The 552-nt window shown below is 28.4% G+C and carries 1 protein-coding gene; it reads left to right on the top strand.

All coding sequences use genetic code 11. The features are described 5' to 3' along the window. Positions 1 to 187: 187 nt before the first annotated feature. A complete protein-coding gene (locus HL054_RS22205; protein WP_369141301.1) occupies positions 188 to 463 on the top strand; it encodes a hypothetical protein in 276 nt (91 codons plus the stop codon). The last annotated feature ends 89 nt before the right edge of the window (positions 464 to 552 follow it).

The following is a 552-nucleotide window of genomic DNA, read 5'->3' as shown; positions in this document are numbered from 1 at the left end:
TAATATAAGTATGAAAATAACAAAAATAACATTATATCAATTGCCATTTACTTTTGAAAGTGGTAATAGAATTGACGACATACAAAATTTAAAAGGTAATAGATTTCATATCCCGCACTGAGAACTTACAGAGCAAAAAGATTTTTCTTGAAATTTTACAAACTTTTTATTTAATGCAACTTTAACTGTGAATACAAATCAGGCTGTTAATTTAAATAATAGACCACAAGGTTTTAACTATGCTGTAATCTATGCTGAAGGATTAAATAATGCACTTCCAGATTCAATACCTAATCCAGCTCATGAAATTGGTTTTTTCTTGCAAAGTGTAAGTAAATTCAACAATTCACAATCATATCAATATAATTGTCGTGTTGATGTTTTTGGCACATGGGGTCTTTATTACATGAGTGCTTTAGAAGGTACACTTGTAAATGTTAAAAGAATGCATGAAGATAGGTGAGTTAAAGATGGTGATAAATTTAAAATTAATTTAGATTCGCACTTTTTAATTAATTCTGATTTTACAGTTCCGGATACAAAAGAGATCGG

Origin of the sequence: Modestobacter versicolor, from assembly GCF_041028285.1 — a bacterium.
Lineage (GTDB): Bacteria > Actinomycetota > Actinomycetes > Mycobacteriales > Geodermatophilaceae > Modestobacter > Modestobacter versicolor_A.
This window is presented reverse-complemented; position numbering and strand designations above follow the sequence as displayed.